We start from the raw sequence: 14,322 nt of genomic DNA, 5'->3' as shown, positions 1-14,322 counted from the left end.
CCTCACTGTGGATGAAAGAAGCGTGGGATGACCCACTCATCACTATCACATTCGGTGGTGACCGGCATCACGATTTCAGCTTGACTCGCACGCTCGGGTTGAATACTGTGATGGAAACTGAACGATTGTTCACTCGGGAGGGTCGACGTTGACCACAGCACCTGCAGGATTCGATCCCTCAACCATCGGGCGATGGCTTGAGGACCGGTTCGGAGTCACAGACTTCGACGTCGAAGTCATGTCCATCGGACGCTCAAATCTCACCTTCGCGATCTCCGTGGACGGGCTCCCCCGCTGGGTGCTCCGACGTCCGCCGCTCGGTCACTCCGGTGGAAGTGCCCACAATGTCTCCCGTGAGGGTCGGATCATGGCAGCGCTGTCTGACAGCCCCGTGCCCGTCCCCCACGTCATCGACATCGTCGACGATCCTGAGGTCCTCGACGTGCCCTTCGTCTTCATGGATCACTGCCCCGGGTTCGCCATCAATGAACCCTCTGATTGGGCGCGGATACCTGCCGGACCGGGACCGAACGACAAGCGGGCGTGCGCGTTCGGCATGGTCGATACGCTGGCGGCGATCCATCGCGTCGACATCGACGACGTGGGGCTCGGAGATCTGCGCCGAAACGGCGGTCTCATCGAACGGCAGCTGCGACGCTGGCTCGGGCAGGTCGAAGAGATCTCCATGCGCGACATCCCCGTCATCCGTGAGGTCCACGACGCTCTGGCCCAGAGTATGCCAGATCCGGCTGGCAGCCCCGTTGGTCTGGCCCACGGCGACTTCAAACCCAACAACATGATCTTCGCTCCCGACGGCGGAGTCAACGCGGTCGTTGACTGGGAGCTCACAGCAGTCGGCGAGGTGCTCACCGATCTGGGGTACTTCGTCGCGATGCTCACGGTGCCCACGGACTACACGAGCATCTGGGTGCCGACCCCCGACCTCGGTTTCCCGGAAGCCGAGGAGCTCATCGACCGCTACCAAGATGTCAGCGGACACGAGGTCCACGACGTCGGCTACTACGAGGCCTTCGCGATGTGGAAGCTCGCGTGCATCCGCGAAGGTGTCTACACGCGCCTGGTGACCGGCAAGATGGGCGACCTCGACCTTGATCCGGAAGTCGCCGGCGCAGGAGTCGAAGACCTGGCCCGGCAGGCCCTGACACTTCTGGAGAAGTCATGACCGCGCCTGTGAACAATGCGACGGCCTCCGTCGACAGCGCGAAGAACCCTGTTGCCGATAAGCGCGTCATCGTCACCGGCGCCGCAGGCGGGATCGGTGCGGCGCTGGCGACCGAGCTGACCGCACGAGGTGCCCGAGTCGTCCTCGCCGATCTCTCCCCCGCGGTCACCGACACCGCCGTGGGACTCGGCTCCCCCGCCGCAGTGCACGCGTGGGTGGGCGACGTATCCTCTGTCGACGGGATCGCCGAGCTCATCGCCTTCGCCGATGACCGCCTCGGCGGGGTCGACATGTACTTCGCGAACGCCGGCATCATCGGTCCCACGGGACTCGGTGATTCCGACGGCGATTGGGACGCGATCATCGACGTCAACATGCGCGCCCATATCCGCGCCGCCCAAGCACTCGTCCCCCGCTGGCAGGAGGCCGGGGCAGGATATTTCGTCGCGACCGCCTCGGCGGCGGGCCTGCTCACACAGATCGGATCGGCCGCGTATTCGGTGACCAAGCACGCCTCGGTCGGGTTCGCCGAATGGCTGTCCCTCACCTACCGCGATGACGGAATCCGGGCCTCGGTCATCGCTCCGATGGGCGTCGACACCGACCTGCTGCGGGCCAGTGGAGCCGACGGGCCGGCACAGGCAGCAGTCACCGAAGCCGGCACGGTGCTCACACCCGCCGCCGTCGCGAACGTCGCCCTCGATGCCGTCGAAGCAGAGCAGTTCCTCATCCTCCCCCACCCCGAGGTGCTCGACATGTACCGCATGAAGGGCAGCGACTACGACCGCTGGCTCAAGGGCATGAGCCGCTATCAGAACCGACTCAACGAAGCGAACCGACTCAACGAGGAGACCACACATGCTGGAAACGACTGAACGCGGCCGCGACTACCAGGAACGTCTGAGGAAGTTCATGGACGACTTCGTCTACCCCGCGGAGTCCGTCTATGCTCAGCAGATGGCCGCGGCAGACAGCCCGCACACTCAGCCGCAGATCCTCGAGGACCTCAAGGCCGAGGCCAAGAGCCAGGGACTGTGGAACCTCTTCCACCCCGATCCCCAGTGGGGACCGGGGCTGACGAACCTCGAATACGCTCCCCTGGCCGAGATCACCGGGCATAGCATCGAGATCGCTCCCGAATCCATCAACTGCAACGCCCCTGACACGGGCAACATGGAAGTCTTCACCCGCTTCGGCTCCGATGAGCACAAGGAGAAGTACCTGGGGCCGCTGCTCAACGGTGAGATCGCCTCGGCATTCGCCATGACCGAACCCGCGGTCGCCAGCTCCGATGCCACGAACGTCGAGATGCGCATGGAGCCCACGGATGACGGGTTCGTCCTCAACGGCCGCAAATGGTTCGCCTCGAACGGCATGCACCCTCACTGCCGTGTCCTCATCGTCATGGGCAAAACCTCCCCCGACGCCGAGGTGCACCGTCAGCAGTCGATGCTCGTCGTCCCGATCGATGCCCCCGGTGTCACCGTGGTGCGCAACCTCCCCGTCTTCGGCTACCACGATCGGGAGGGACATGCCGAGATCACATTCGAAGACGTCCGCGTCCCCGCCAGCGACATCCTCAAGGGCGAAGGTGAGGGTTTCGCGATCAGTCAGGCCCGCCTGGGCCCGGGCCGAATCCACCACTGCATGCGTGCGATCGGTGCGGCCGAACGGGCGCTGGAGCTCATGGTCAAGCGCGCCGAGGAAAGGGTGACCTTCGGTGAGAGGCTGTCGTCTCGGGCGAACATCCAGGACTGGATCGCCGAGGCCCGGATCGAGATCGATCAGGCCAGGCTGCTGACGCTGCATGCGGCGGACATGATGGACAAGCACGGCAACAAGGTCGCGAAGAACGAGATCGCTGAGATCAAGGTCGTCGCACCGGCCATGGCTCTGAAGATCATCGATCGCGCGATTCAGGTCCACGGCGGTGCCGGTGTCACCGAGGACTTCCCATTGGCCAGCATGTGGGCGCACATGCGCACCCTGCGTCTGGCAGATGGCCCCGATGAGGTGCACAAACGCTCAATCGCTCGGAACGAGATGAAGAAGTACCGCAAGTAGCTGGCACAAGCTGTGCACCACCCCATTCAACGATGAAGGAAGTGAAGAGATGAGCACGTGGACAGACACCCGTCCCTGGCTGAAGACCTGGGGAGATCTTGCGAACGAGCCTTATACCTTGGAGAAATCCACAACGCTGCGCGACCTGGCCGCGACGGTCGCTGCGTACGGCGGCGAAGAGGCCATCAGCTACTACGGGTTCACGCTGACCTGGTCGGAATTCGACCGGTACTCCACCGCGTTCGCTGCCTATCTGTCGGAGCAGGGCATCGGGTTCGGCGACCGAGTCGCCATCTATGATCAGAACACTCCTGCCTTCATGATCGCCACCTATGGCATCTGGAAGGTCGGTGGTGTGGTTGTCCCGCTCAATCCCATGTATCGGGGCGAGCTCGAGCATATCTTCGCCGATGCAGAGGTGAAGGGGCTCATGGTCTCGAAGGCTGCATTCCTGAATCGCGTCGCTCCTTATGCGGCGTCGCTTCCTGTGGTTGTGCTCAATGATGATCGCGGCTTCCAGACCGATGGCCCCGAGGCGATCTTCTCCATGTTCGATAAGCTGCCCGGAACCCCTGGTGAGAATCCTGGTCCTGACCAGGTGCCGAATCTTCCCGACTTCCAAGCCGTCGTCCAGTCGAGGCTGGATACCGATTTCATACCGGCTGCTCCGAATCCCGAAGACAGAGCGATTGTCGTCTACACCTCGGGAACTTCGGGCCGGTCGAAGGGAGCATCGGGGACTCACGCTTCCGTGTCGAGCAATTCCCGCTACTGTGTGCGAACACCGTCGTTCGAGCCAGGCGATGGCTTCCTCACCTTGGCCCCCATCTTCCACATCACCGGGTTCGTCTGCCAGTTCATCGCTGGAGTCAGCGGTGGCGCACGTCTGGTCCTCAACTATCGATTCGACCCGGGATCGCTTCTCGAACTCTTCCTGCGCGAGAGGCCGACTTATATGGCCGGACCGGCGACGGTCTACACCGCGATGCTGGCTCATCCGTCTGCGACACCCGATCACTTCTCATCGTTCAAACGCATCATGTCCGGGGGTGCGCCGCTGCCCGAGGGATTGGTCAACAAGTTCGAGCAGAAAACCGGCGTCTACATCGGCCAGGGATACGGCCTGACAGAGACCTGCGCGCAAGTCGCCACCGTCCCACCTGGACTGCGAGCACCGGTTGACCCTGACAGCGGCAATCTCTCCTGCGGTCTGCCCCAACCAGACACCATGATCCGCATTCTCGATGACTTCGGCGAACCTCTGGGGCCCAATGAGATCGGCGAAGTCGCCATCTCGGGACCTGAGGTCGTTTCCGAATACATCAACAATGAGAAGGCCACCGCCGAACAGATCCCGAACGGGGAGCTGCGCACCGGCGATGTCGGTTACATGAATGAGGAAGGATGGCTCTTCATCGTCGATCGCAAGAAGGACATGATCAACGCCTCCGGCTTCAAGGTCTGGCCGCGGGAGGTTGAGGACGTCCTCTACACACACCCTGCAATCCAAGAGGCAGCAGTCGTCGGCATTCCCGACGAGTATCGCGGCGAGAGTGTTGCCGCATTCGTGACTCTTCAGTCGGGGCCCGAAGCCGACGAGGTCACCGAGGCCGCGATCATCGAGTTCTGTCGCGAGAAGTTGGCCTCATACAAGGCACCACGGCAGGTGACCATCATCGACGAGCTGCCCAAAACCAGCTCAGGCAAGATTCTGCGCCGCACCATTCGCGCCGATGCCGTTGCTGCGGCTCAGGAGGCGAAAGCCAGCGCAACCGGCTCCGAGTGAACTGGAAGTCGCCGAAACTCTGCCAATGATGTCAGCCTGTCACGGCCGTCGCGTCTGCTTGACGCGGCGGCCGTGACTGCCTGTACAGACTCCTATTGTCGGGTCCGTCTGGGTCTGTTGCATGATGCTGGGTTACGTCAGGCTCACGGTCTTCGCCCCACCGAGGCGGGCGAAACGGTCCGGCTGGCAGGTGAGCAGTATGACCTGGGCGCTCTGGCCCACCGTGGAGAGGATGACGTTCAGCGCGTTCAGCCGCTGCGCATCGGCGAAGCCGAAGGCATCGTCGAGGACCACAGGTGCCCCAGAATCGCTGTCGACGAGTGTTGCCACTGCGAGCCTGCCGATGAGCGCAAGCTGTTCCTTCGTCCCGCCCGACAGTGATTCGAAGGGCACGGTTCGTTCGTTCAAGGTGCGTGAGACGATCTCGAGGTCTTCGGAGACCTCAACCGACAGTCCCTGACCGAATACCAGCCTGCCCAGACGCTCGATCTGCTCCTTGAAAGGAGCCACGTACTTCCGCTGGGACTGTTCCTTGTGTTTGAGGACTGCAGTGCGCAGCAGGTTGATTGCCGTCGCCTGACGGCGCAGTCGTGCCTGCTTCCTCAGAGCCGATTCCAGCGCTTCTTCGGCAGTCGCAAGCTTTTCGTAGATGCCTTCGCTGGCACGATCGTCGATGAGGGCCGAGAGACGATCGACCTCCTGCCGCACTTCCTCTCGCTGGGCTTCCTTGCTGCCGACAAGTTGCCGCACGTTCTGCAGCTGCATCTCCAAGGACTCGGGATCGGCTGCCTTGTAGGCGACTCGTGCTTCGCTGACTTGTGAGTCGACATTCGACGCTCGAGCCTTCGCAGACTTCACCGCTTCTGCCAGGTCGGCGTCAGAGTTCGTCGTCCTTGCCTCAGCCAGGCTGCTCGTCAATCGCTCGTGCTGAGTTTCGGCTTCTTTCAGGCTGGTCTGTGCCCGGACCGTCTCCACGCGCGCGTCATCTCTGTTCGTGCGAGTTCGTTCGAGTTCGACGCGGGCGGCATCCACCGCGGATTGAGCGTCGTCGGCAGTCTTCTCGGACTCGGTGACTGCCGTTTCGAGCTCGCGCAGGCTCCTCTCATCATGACTGCCTTCTGCTTCGGCGCCGTCCACAGGTTTGCCATCGGAGATTGGGCGGGTTCCATCGGTTCCGAGGATCTGCTGTGCCCGAGCGAGCGCAGCTTCAAGCTTGTCGCGCCTATCCTGGCCCAGCAGCACCTTGAGCGTCGAATCGGCCTCTGCCTTGACGGCTTCTGCATCAGCACGAACATCGGCTCTTTCCCGGGCTTGGGCCACGGAGTCGACGTCGAGGCGTTGCAACTCTGCGTCGAATGCTTGTTTGGCCGAGGTCAGTGCCTTGTCCAGCTCGACGTGTGATGCTCCCGGGCGGACAGTGATGTCAGCGATGCCCTCGATCGTGATTCGCACGTCCTTGACTGCGGCGAATTCTCCAGTTGCACCATCACCCAACTCGGTTCCATCGACATCGACGGCCTGCGAGCCGAGGCGTTTCGCGACGATCTGTGCCGCGGCGGAGGTCTTCGCGTTCTCCGCGATCCTCACCTCTGTGTCCAGCGAGATCAGCGCCTCGACGTCCTTGGTGCTGACCGCAATCGATCCGATCGTCGCCTGTGCCCGGCTCTTCTTCTCATCATGGTCACGAATAGTGTCGAGTCGACGTGTGAGTTCGGTGAGTTCAGTTCGGGCACGCGCCTCGGTCACGTCTTTGGCTGCAGCCTTCGCCAGTGCACGTGCCTCGTCGAGCGTGCTCTGCTTGTCCTCGAGGGTCTTCTGTGCGTGAGCGAAGTCCGAGTCGATGTCATTTTGCGTCGCTTCAAGGTCAGTGACCGAAGACCGGGTCGCAGTCACAGTCTCCTCGGCCGCAGCGACATCATCGATGAGCCGTGTGCGTCGGTCCAGAGCTTCCCGTGCGATCTGTTCATCACGCTGTGCCGACTTCGCCTGCTCCATTGTCTGATCGAGCACTGCCTTGAGTTCAGCCACAGCCTTCGCCGCCTGTTCGGCTTCGTCACGGTCGCTCAGGGCCTGCGTCAGCTGCCCCCGGACAGATTCCAGGCGGGCAGCCGCCCTGGCGTGGTTGTCGACGAGCTCGTCCATCTCGTGGCTGCGTTCGCGCAGCTCTTCAAACGCAGCTTCGGCACTGGGGACTTCAGCGTTCGCCGCCTTGTAGTCACCGGTCTCCTTTCCGGACTTTGTGAAGTACTTCGAATACTCGGCTTCGATCCGATCGAGGAAGTCATCGTGGTCGGCGACCTCGATGCCCGATTCGTTGAGCGCGGAGTGCAGTGCCTTGATCTGCGCCAGCGGTGCCTGGGCCAGGCTTTCTCCCTGTGCTACGTCGAGGGCGACGAGGAGATCGACATCGACGGTGTCGGCGAGGATCGAGAGGAACCGGTCGTGGGCATCATCGCTGCTCAGCTGTTCCGGTCTGGGTCTGATCACGCTGAGTTCGGTGAAAGGCTGTTTGATCCACCGTTTCCGGTACTTGAGTTCGTAGTCCCCTGTGCTCAGGTGCAGTTCCACCTCGGGTCCGGCATCGACACCGACGGGTTGGGTCTCTTTGACGCTGGCTTTGCGTGAGCTCGATTTGTCTTCGCGCAGATGGGTGATGGCTTCATGGATTGAGGACTTGCCGACCTCGTTGGGTCCTTCGACGACGGTGACGCCATCGCCGAACTCAACCCGGGAGTCCGCTATACCGCGGTAGTTGCGCAGGTGGATGGAATGGAATTTCATGATCCGCTCCTCGCAAATCGATACAGCAGCCCCAGAGCGTCCTGTGCCGCTGCAGCAGTTGGGTCCTCTCCTGCCGCGGATTCCGCCAATTCGTCGAGGGTCTCCTGCAGGTATCCGCTCAGACCGAGGCCGGCGAAGTCTTCGTCGGCGGCGACGACTGCAATGTCCGTATGCCGCTCCCACAGCGAGACGAGGGCGAAGAGGTCTGCGGCATGGTCGAGGACTTCGTCGAGGCGCGCCTTCGCTGCTGTGGACAGGGTGCCTCTGAGGACGAGCCAGACTGCGGTGCTGTCCTTATTCGGGATGTCCGTCAGTCGCTGTTCGAGGCGGGTGACGTCCTCATCCGAGTTCACGTCCTCCTCGACGACGAGGTAGGTCCAGCGGCCGATGTGCACCTTCTCCACCGTGCTTGCATGCGTCTGGGGGTCGACATCGACGAGGAGGACGTTGCCGGGATCGTCCTCGCGTCGAGAGGTGACCTCCAGGGCGCCGGGGTACCAGATCCTCTCGTCGACGGAGTAGGTGGCGTGCCTGTCACCGAGTGCGACGAACTGGGCACGGCCCTCTTTCACCACAGCCTTGAGGCTGTCGGTGTCGATCGTGGCCAAAGACTCCCGGTCGGGGTCCAAGGTGCTCACGGCACCGTGACCGGCGACGATGCGCACGCGACCTGGGGCCACCTCGGCGAGATTCTGAGTTGCCTGGTCCACCAGGTCGCCTTGGGGACGTTTCGAGAACCACGGAGCACCGACGATTTCGACGCCCGGGATGACTTCGAACGGTTCACTGTCGCGCAGAACGTGGACGTGGTCAGGCTGCCGTGAGGTGAAGGCGGGGGAATCGTAGATGGAGGCTGCGTCGAGGGGATCGTGATTGCCCGGCAGCAGGACGACGGGCACGGTGAAGGCGGCCAGAACCTCGAAGGTGCGGGAGATGATGGCTCGGTCGAGTTGGTTGGACTCGAACACGTCACCGCAGACGACGACGAATTCGCATGACTGCTCGGCAGCGATCTCACCGATGCGTTTGACGGCATCGAGGCGGGCACGGTGAAACCGCGGGCGGGCTTCGGCACTGAGATAGTGCGCCGTCATGCCCAACTGCCAGTCTCCGGTGGCGACGAATCTCATGGGTTCCTCCTAGGCTCTCCCCCATCCTATGTATGCACATCCACCCTACGGACGGGCACTGACATGGAACGTGAGGTACGTCATGTTCCACACGCGCGAAGTCAGCGATTCCGCCGCTCTTGCAGGTTCCTCGGACCGTCACCGCCTCGACGTGAGACCCAGCCCACCCTTACTTAGGTTAGGCTATGCACTATGAACACGACGGGGACGATGAACTCCATTGCGCTGCACGCCTCGGGCCTGCACTTGGGCTATGAACGTGCACCGGTTGTCCATGACGTGTCCGTCTCGATCACTCCCGGTCGGGTCACGGCACTCATCGGACCCAACGGCAGCGGAAAGTCGACCGTCCTGCGGTCCCTGGCTCGTCTGCATCCGATCAGCTCCGGTGAAGTCACAATCGCCACGCCGGGGTCGACCACTCCGACGCCTGCACTGTCGGCACGCGAATTCGCCCGTACGGTCACACTGCTCTCCCAGTCCCGACCGCATCCTTCCGGGCTGAGTGTGCGCGAGATCGTCGCGTTCGGTCGCCACCCGCACCGGCGCCGCTTCGCCTCACTCACCGATGCCGACAGGGCCGCGATCGATAAGGCTCTGGAACTGACCGGCACCGACACGATGGCCGAGCGTTCCGTCGATCAGCTCTCCGGTGGCGAGCTCCAGCGCGTCTGGCTGGCCACCTGCCTGGCCCAGGAGACCGGGGTGCTCCTCCTCGATGAGCCCACCAATCACCTGGATCTGCGCTATCAGGCAGAGATTCTCGACCTCATGCGCGACCTCGCCGACGATCACGGAACGGCCGTCGGCGTCGTTCTCCACGATCTCAACCATGCTGCCGCCGTCGCCGATGACGTCGTCCTGCTCAGCCAGGGCCGAGTCAGATCCACGGGGACCTGCGAAGAGGTCTTCACCGCCGATGTGCTCACCGAGGTCTACGGACTGCCGATCCGCACGCTCGTCGATGAGGACACCGGGATGGTGCGCATCGAGGCACTGCCGCGACGCCGCCGTCGCACCCTCGCCGCGGCCTCCTGACATCTTCACTGAAATACCGCCGTTTCACCTCTCAAGAAAGAGACACCTCTGTGACAACTCCGCCCTCTGCCCCTCTGCGCAAGCCCCTATTCGCCCTGGCTTCCCTCTCCGCCGTCTGCGCCCTCGCACTGTCTGCCTGCGGCACTACAGGCACCGACGCTTCGGCCGATGACGGGAACTCCGAGTCGATCTCCGAAGCATGCGCGGACGACTCGAGCACCACCTCGGCGGACCCGGTCTCCGTCAAGGACGACACCGGCCACCAGATCAAACTCGACAAGCCCGCATCTACGGTCGTCTCACTCGAATGGCAGTACACCGAAGACCTGCTCTCCCTGTGCGTCGATCCCGCTGCCGTCGCCGATGCGAAGGGCTTCACCACCTGGGATACGGCTGAGAAGCTGCCCGAGGACACGACCGACGTCGGCACCCGGCAGGAGCCGAATGTGGAGTCGGTCCTCTCGGCCAACCCTGATCTCGTCATCATCGAGACAACGTCCCGTGACGACAAGATCGTCAGCCAGCTCGAGGACCAGGGCATCCCTGTCATGGCGATGACCGGTGCCGACGGCAAGGACCCGATCGCCTACATGAAGGACACCTTCTCCACCATCGCCGAGGTCACCGGCCGCGGCGAGCGCGCCGACACCGTGCTGTCCGAGTTCGATGCGAAGGTCGAGGAGTCGAAGAAGGCTCTCGAATCCGCCGACCTCGAAACAAAGGAATTCGTCTACTTCGACGGTTGGGTCAACGGCTCGAATGTGGCGCTGCGTCCCTTCGGCCAGGGATCGCTCTTCGGTGAACTCGGCGAGGAACTGGGCCTGAAGAACGTATGGACCGGCGAGGTCGATCCCGCATACGGACTGGGCCAGACAGACATCGAGGGCATCTCGAAGGTCGGCGATGCGAACTTCTTCTACACCGGCACCGATGATCCCGAGTCCGAGGACTATGTGAAGCTGCTGCAGAAGAACGACATCTGGTCCAACATTCCCGCCGTCAAGGATGAGCGCACCTTTGCGTTCCCCTCCGGGATCTGGACCTTCGGCGGACCGAAATCGTCCGAACAGGCTCTCGACGCCTACGTCGAGGCACTGACCAAGTAGTCCATGACTCCTCCCTCACCCACGACCGTCTCACCCACGACCATGCCTACGACGATCTCGGCGAGCGATGGCTCGGAGCCGAATCCTGCCGCAACCGAGCGGAAGGCTGGACTCTTCAGCGCGCTCTCGGCCACCGGGATCCTGCTCAGCCTGGTCATCGTCCTTGCTCTGCTCTCGGCATGGCACATCACGCAGGGCACCTCGGGGATCGGATTCCGGGACCTGTTCGCGGCCCTGACCGGATCCATGTCTTCCCCCGCCGAGGTGGGTCCGAGTGCCCGTGACGTCCTCATCGGGTCCCGGCTTCCGCGCGTGGGCGCGGGGATACTCGTCGGCGTCGCCCTCGGCGTTGCCGGTGCGCTGTTCCAGTCGCTGGCCCGTAACCCGCTGGCCTCACCAGACACCCTTGCCGTGACCGGTGGTTCGTACTTCGCAGTCACCGTGGTCACCGCCTTCGGCATCGCGATCCCGGTATGGGCCTCCGGAGGCGTCGCCTTCCTAGGCGGGCTGCTCGCCGCAGCTCTGGTGCTCGGGCTTGCCGGTGGTGCGGCATCCTCGACGACCCGCCTCGTGCTCGCCGGCACTGCGACCGCCTTGGCGTTGCAAGCCGGCACCTCGACCCTGCTCATCCTGTTCCAAGAGGAGACGACGAGCCTCTACTCTTGGGGTTCAGGCACCTTGAATCAGCTCGATGGGACCGCCGCGATCCGCAGCATTCCCGTCATCACCATCATCGTCGCTGCTGCAATCCTGCTGTCACGACGCCTGGATCTGCTCAGCCTCGGCGATGATGCCGCCTCTGTCCTCGGTGTGCCGATCCGGTCGACTCGAGCGATCGGGATTCTGCTCGCAGTCACCCTCACCGCAACGGCTGTGACTTTGGCCGGGCCGATCGGATTCGTCGGCCTGTGCGCACCGGTCATCGCCCGGCTGCTCGCTCGCCTGGTGCCGGCGCTGGGCCGGCATGCAGTGATGATCCCGGCCACAGCGCTCATCGGCGCAATCATCGTCATCCTCGCCGACGCCGTGCTGCGCGCCATCGTCGGAGCTACCGAGGCGATCACTCTGCCTTCGGGGGTGACGACGACGGTGCTCGGAGCGATCGTCCTCGTCCTACTGGCACGGTCCATGCGGTCTTCGGGTCCCGCTCAGGCAACGTCTGCGGCTCGGTCCCGGGTCCACGGACCACGTCGCGCCGTGCTCGTCATCGTGCTGGGCACGGTCGTGCTCATCGTGGGTGCAGTCCTCTCATTGCTCTCAGGGGAACGCTTCTACCTCCTCGGTGATGTGATGCTGTGGATGCAGGACCAGGCGGCACCGGTGATCTCCTTCGCCTTCGACTCCCGGGCCCCACGCGTGGCCGCAGCACTTGCCGCCGGTGCCGCCCTCGGATTGTCGGGAACATTTGTCCAGGCCAGCGCCCGCAACCCGCTGGCTGAGCCGGGCCTGCTCGGCATCACCGGCGGCGCCGGGCTTGGTGCCGTCATCGTCATCACCCTTGTTCCCGGCGCCACCGTCGTGCTGATCTCAAGTGCGGGGGTCGCTGGTGCGCTCGTGGCATTCGCCATCGTCTACGGACTCTCCTGGCGCGGGGGGATGAACACCGACAGGCTCGTGCTCATCGGCATCGGCATGTGGTTCGGCTTCACCGCCCTGACCACACTGTTCCTCGTGCGGGCGAACCCTTGGGATACACCGGCACTCTTCACCTGGCTCTCCGGCTCCACCTACGGCCGCGTCTGGGCCGATGTCGCGCCCGTGGCACTCGTCCTCCTGGCTGCAATCCCCCTGGCCTTCGTGTGGACGCGTGAGCTGGATCTGTTGGCCCTCGACGACGATACGCCGAGGCTGGTCGGAGTCCCACGTGAACCCGTTCGCCTGGGCGTGCTCATCACGGCCGCGGTGCTCGCCGCCGTCAGCGTCTCCGCAGTCGGAGTGGTCGGGTTCATCGGCCTCGTCGCCCCGCACGCCGCCAGGGCTCTGGTCGGCGCTCAGCACGCCCGGGTGGTCCCGACGGCCATGCTCCTCGGCGCCCTTGGCCTTGTCGTCGCCGACGCATTGGGCCGCACGGTCATCGCTCCTGCACAGATTCCCGCCGGTCTCATCGTCGCTCTCATCGGCGCCCCCTACTTCGTGTACCTGCTGGCACGCTCGAAGGCGTGAGAAGCGACCCCGAACTCCCCGACGGCTGTCTCTTCGCAACCGCTTGCCAAACGTGTGGAGGTAGAGCACAAATGACGCACCTGCGCACCTTTGCCAAGCGGTTGTCACGGTGCGACGGCCGGTACCGCGGCTACGGAGCGGCCCACTCCTGGGCACGTTCGTGGATGAAGTCGCGCAGGCGAGCGACGACGCGACTGGGTCGGCGCACCGCGGAGCACAGTGAGACCTCACGGACATAGTCACCGCCATGCAGCTCAACCTCGGCGATGCCCGCCATGAAACGAACATTGCGCGGGATCAGCGCCACTCCCATCCCCCGGCTGACGAATTCGCGGATCGTCGAGAACTCGGTGACTTCGGTCTTGACCCGCGGGACGAACCCGGCGTCTGCACACCACAGATCAGTGAGGCTGCGCAGATTGTAGGTCGCGGGGTTGGCGATGAACTCTTCTCTCGCCAACTGAGCAACGGTAATGCTGCGCCTACCGGCAAGCCGATGGTCAGCAGGGAGTGCGGCCACGATTTCCTGTGAGGCGAGAACCTCATGTTGCAGCTCAACCGGGGGCGGAATGATGATTGCCAGATCCAGCGCTCCCTTCTGCAGGTCGCGGGCGAGCTCAGCACCGTGTGCCTGCTTGAGGTCGAGTCTGATGCCCGGGTGCCGGGAGCTGAAGGCGGCCAGCAGATCGGGGATCTGGCCCGCTCCCATTGTGAGCGGAAAGCCGAACCGGATGGCACCATGATCAGGGTCGGCAGCCTCGGCGATGTCCGTGATCGCGATCTCGATCTCTCGCAGCGGTCCCCTGATCGAATCCGCGAGTTCGCGTGCTGCGGCGGTCAGGCTGATCGCCCGACCGTCGGGAACGATGAGGGGCACGCCGAGGTGGTCCTCCAGACCGTGGATGCGTCGGCTCATCGTCGACTGCGGGATGCCGAGGGTTGCCGCCGCATCGGTCATATGTCCGTTCTGTTCGACGAGCTCGAGCAGTGCCGCCAACTGCGGGGCCTGACCGGGGCGCATTTCATCCATATACGGATTGTATCGATGTTCTTATTCATTGGACGGATGAT

Annotated in this window: 10 protein-coding genes; 7 read left to right on the top strand and 3 right to left on the bottom strand. The window is 63.6% G+C overall.

The genetic code is table 11. From position 1 onward, the window contains the following. The first annotated feature begins 148 nt into the window (after positions 1-148). From FO013_RS02930 to FO013_RS02915, 4 genes are read left to right on the top strand one after another with little or no spacing between them, the layout of a single operon-like run. Positions 149-1,183 (top strand): phosphotransferase family protein, encoded by a 1,035-nt coding sequence (locus tag FO013_RS02930; protein ID WP_143921088.1) that lies wholly within the window; start codon positions 149-151, stop codon positions 1,181-1,183. Then, positions 1,180-2,058, top strand: a complete 879-nt coding sequence (locus FO013_RS02925; protein WP_143921087.1) for an SDR family oxidoreductase — start codon at positions 1,180-1,182, stop codon at positions 2,056-2,058. Before FO013_RS02930 ends, FO013_RS02925 begins: the two co-directional genes overlap by 4 nt. Then, positions 2,042-3,247, top strand: a complete 1,206-nt coding sequence (locus FO013_RS02920) for an acyl-CoA dehydrogenase family protein (RefSeq protein WP_143921086.1) — start codon at positions 2,042-2,044, stop codon at positions 3,245-3,247. Before FO013_RS02925 ends, FO013_RS02920 begins: the two co-directional genes overlap by 17 nt. Positions 3,248-3,296: 49 nt before the next feature. Further along, on the top strand, positions 3,297-5,033 hold the full coding sequence (locus tag FO013_RS02915; RefSeq protein WP_143921085.1) for a class I adenylate-forming enzyme family protein: 1,737 nt from the start codon (positions 3,297-3,299) through the stop codon (positions 5,031-5,033). Positions 5,034-5,165: 132 nt separating this feature from the next. On the opposite strand, the gene FO013_RS02910 is transcribed toward FO013_RS02915, so the two are convergent. Both FO013_RS02910 and FO013_RS02905 read right to left on the bottom strand, forming a co-directional pair. Then, complete coding sequence (locus tag FO013_RS02910; protein WP_143921084.1) at positions 5,166-7,814, bottom strand: AAA family ATPase; 2,649 nt, start codon at positions 7,812-7,814, stop codon at positions 5,166-5,168. Then, a complete protein-coding gene (locus FO013_RS02905; RefSeq protein ID WP_143921083.1) occupies positions 7,811-8,944 on the bottom strand; it encodes a metallophosphoesterase family protein in 1,134 nt (377 codons plus the stop codon). The genes FO013_RS02910 and FO013_RS02905 overlap by 4 nt, the downstream gene beginning before the upstream one ends. Before the next feature lie 192 nt (positions 8,945-9,136). Between FO013_RS02905 and FO013_RS02900 the strand changes: the two genes are divergently transcribed. From FO013_RS02900 to FO013_RS02890, 3 genes are read left to right on the top strand one after another with little or no spacing between them, the layout of a single operon-like run. Further along, positions 9,137-9,982: an ABC transporter ATP-binding protein gene (locus tag FO013_RS02900; protein ID WP_260847951.1), complete on the top strand. Its 846-nt coding sequence runs from the start codon at positions 9,137-9,139 to the stop codon at positions 9,980-9,982. A gap of 50 nt (positions 9,983-10,032) precedes the next feature. Next, the gene (locus FO013_RS02895) at positions 10,033-11,088 is read left to right on the top strand and encodes an ABC transporter substrate-binding protein (protein ID WP_260847950.1); all 1,056 of its coding nucleotides are present in this window, start codon (positions 10,033-10,035) and stop codon (positions 11,086-11,088) included. A gap of 3 nt (positions 11,089-11,091) precedes the next feature. Next, positions 11,092-13,251, top strand: a complete 2,160-nt coding sequence (locus FO013_RS02890; protein ID WP_260847949.1) for an iron ABC transporter permease — start codon at positions 11,092-11,094, stop codon at positions 13,249-13,251. 130 nt (positions 13,252-13,381) lie between these two features. Here FO013_RS02890 and FO013_RS02885 read toward each other — a convergent pair whose 3' ends face one another. Then, positions 13,382-14,281: a LysR family transcriptional regulator gene (locus FO013_RS02885; RefSeq protein WP_143921082.1), complete on the bottom strand. Its 900-nt coding sequence runs from the start codon at positions 14,279-14,281 to the stop codon at positions 13,382-13,384. Positions 14,282-14,322: the final 41 nt, after the last annotated feature.

The organism is Brevibacterium aurantiacum (genome assembly GCF_007558825.1).
GTDB classification, from domain to species: domain Bacteria; phylum Actinomycetota; class Actinomycetes; order Actinomycetales; family Brevibacteriaceae; genus Brevibacterium; species Brevibacterium aurantiacum_A.
Note: the sequence above shows the minus strand (reverse complement) of the source record. Positions and strands in the feature narration are given on the sequence as shown.

Bases quoted from the DNA above. Each gene is read 5' to 3' on its own strand.
- FO013_RS02925 (WP_143921087.1), top strand. From the start codon at position 1,180: ATGACCGCGCCTGTGAACAATGCGACGGCCTCCGTCGACAGCGCGAAG.
- FO013_RS02920 (WP_143921086.1), top strand. From the start codon at position 2,042: ATGCTGGAAACGACTGAACGCGGCCGCGACTACCAGGAACGTCTGAGG.
- FO013_RS02915 (WP_143921085.1), top strand. From the start codon at position 3,297: ATGAGCACGTGGACAGACACCCGTCCCTGGCTGAAGACCTGGGGAGAT.
- FO013_RS02910 (WP_143921084.1), bottom strand. From the start codon at position 7,814: ATGAAATTCCATTCCATCCACCTGCGCAACTACCGCGGTATAGCGGAC.
- FO013_RS02905 (WP_143921083.1), bottom strand. From the start codon at position 8,944: ATGAGATTCGTCGCCACCGGAGACTGGCAGTTGGGCATGACGGCGCAC.
- FO013_RS02900 (WP_260847951.1), top strand. From the start codon at position 9,137: ATGAACACGACGGGGACGATGAACTCCATTGCGCTGCACGCCTCGGGC.
- FO013_RS02890 (WP_260847949.1), top strand. From the start codon at position 11,092: ATGACTCCTCCCTCACCCACGACCGTCTCACCCACGACCATGCCTACG.
- FO013_RS02885 (WP_143921082.1), bottom strand. From the start codon at position 14,281: ATGGATGAAATGCGCCCCGGTCAGGCCCCGCAGTTGGCGGCACTGCTC.